The sequence below is a fragment of the Curtobacterium sp. B18 genome (assembly GCF_000333375.1).
Lineage (GTDB): Bacteria > Actinomycetota > Actinomycetes > Actinomycetales > Microbacteriaceae > Curtobacterium.
In genome coordinates this window covers 1-2,064 of record NZ_BACZ01000454.1, presented here as the reverse complement: position 1 = coordinate 2,064, position 2,064 = coordinate 1, and the positions used below count along the sequence as shown (strand labels likewise).

Below are 2,064 nucleotides of genomic sequence, written 5' to 3'. Positions count from 1 at the left end.
GGGCGGACGCCGAGCTGTCCGCCGCGAACTGCTCGCCGCGCAGGAGCTCGGTCGCGTACGCCCAGTCCCACGACTCGACCTCGTGCCCGAGCACCCGGGCGCGGACCGCTCGTTCGTCGTCCGCGTTGCGCGCGGCCGCGCCGACGAGGGACGACAGCAGTCCGTCGACGGCCTCGGGCGTGCCCGCGGTCTCGTCGGCGGTGACCACGGCGGCGTGGTTCGGGAAGCCGAGGAGCTCGGCCCGCTCGGCCCGGAGCCGGACGATGCGCAGGAGGACGTCGCGGTTGTCGTGTTCGTTGCCTCGACGGCCACGAACGAGCGACGCCTCCATGATCCGCGCGCGCAGGCCGCGGTCGGTCAGAGACGCCAGCCACGGGTGCCCCGTGTAGAGCGGCAGTGTGATGAGCCAGCCGTCGAGCCCCCGGTCCGCTGCGGCTGCGGCGGCGGCGGACTTCGCGCCGTCGTCGAGGCCGGACAGTTCCGCCTCGTCGGACACGTGCACGGCGAGGTCGTTGGTGTCCTCGAGCAGGTTCCGCTCGAAGGTCGTGGTGAGCGTCGAGAGCTCCTGGTTGATCGCGGTGAGGCGTTCCTTGCCCGCGTCGTCCAGCCCGGCGCCGGCCAGGGTCATCTCGGTGTACGTCCGCTCGACCAGTCGACGGTCCTCGTCGGTGAGGTCCGTCCGGTCGGCGAGCGAGGCACGGACCGCTGCGACCCGTGCGTACAGGCGGCTGTCGAGCGTGATCGCGTCACGGTGCGCGGCGAGGAGCGGGGAGACCTCGGCCTCGAGGTCGTGCAGCTCCGGCGTCGAGTCCGCCGACGACAGGGTGAAGAACACGTGGCTGACGCGGGCGAGCAGCTGCCCGGTGCGCTCGAGCGCCACGAGGGTGTTCTCGAACGTCGGCTCGTCGGGGGAGGAGGCGATGGCCTCGACCTCGGTGCGCTGCTCGGCCATGCCGGCGTCGAACGCGGGGCGGTGGTGCTCGAGCCGCACCTCACGGAACGGCGGGAGGGAGTAGGGAAGAGTGCTCGGTCCATCGAACGGGGTTGCCATCGCTCCACCCTACGGACCCTGGTCGCTGTGGGACGGGAGGCGCGGTGCGGGCCCGACCCGCGCCTCCCGTCGGGCCGCTGGGTGCGTTCCTTCCCACAGCGACTGGACTGGAAAGCGGGAACGGGCGTACCTGGTCGAGATTATCGATCAGGTACGCGCGATTCGACCCGGTACGCCCGGAAGGGCCTGGCCCGGAACTGCAGGGCTCGCGCTCAGCGCGTCGCTGCGTCGATCAGCGTCTCGGCCGCGCGCCGCGCGTGCCGCGCCGGCGTCGACGAGCCGGCGATGGCGGCCGTGGTCTGCGCACCCTCGGCGAGGAGCGCGAGCTGCGCGGCGAGTTCCTCGGCGGTGGTGGGATCCGCGACGACCGACGCCGCGAGGTCCTGCACGAAGCGCTGGAACGAGTCCTTGTGGGCACGCGCGATCTCGGCGACGGCGGGGGAGGTGGCCCCGAGTTCCCCGAAGGCGTTGATGAAGCCGCAGCCGCGGAAGGTGTCGTCGCCGAACCACGACTCGAGGAAGTCGTAGACCGCGAGCAGCTTGTCCCGCGCGGTGGCGGCGCTGTCGACCGCACCGTGGACCCCGTGTTCCCAGATGTCGTGGCGTCCGGCGAGGACCGCCGCGATCAGCTGCTCCTTGCCGGGGAACGCGGCGTAGAGCTTCTTCAGCGACACCCCGGCACCGGTGCGGATCTCGTCCATGCCGACGGCCTGGATGCCGCGGGCGTAGAAGAGCTGGTCGGCGACGTCGACGATGTGTGCCCGGACGTCGGGGTCGACGGTCGGGAGGGTGCTGGCTGCCATGGGCGGACCTCGTTCGCTGCGTGTTCACCGTTCTCGACCCGCGCCGGGAACGACCGTTCTCTACTGTAGGCCACATCGGCGGAGAACGACCGTTGCGTCCTGCCGCACGCCGAGTACGTCGAGATCGAGGGCGCTCCGCACGGCCTGCAACGAGATCCTGCTGAGCTGGCTCGCGAAGGAGCGCGCGTGCTCGCATCGTGAGCAGAAATG

2 protein-coding genes are annotated in these 2,064 nt (G+C 71.6%); both read right to left on the bottom strand.

Going from position 1 to position 2,064, the window contains the following annotated elements; translation table 11 throughout:
• Window positions 1-1,051 (bottom strand): M3 family metallopeptidase (locus tag I5E_RS12265; RefSeq protein WP_042723830.1); only part of this gene is annotated, 1,051 nt, incomplete at its 3' end.
• 212 nt (window positions 1,052-1,263) lie between these two features.
• Window positions 1,264-1,854 (bottom strand): TetR/AcrR family transcriptional regulator, encoded by a 591-nt coding sequence (locus I5E_RS12260; RefSeq protein WP_022907241.1) that lies wholly within the window; start codon window positions 1,852-1,854, stop codon window positions 1,264-1,266.
• Between the last annotated feature and the right edge of the window lie 210 nt (window positions 1,855-2,064).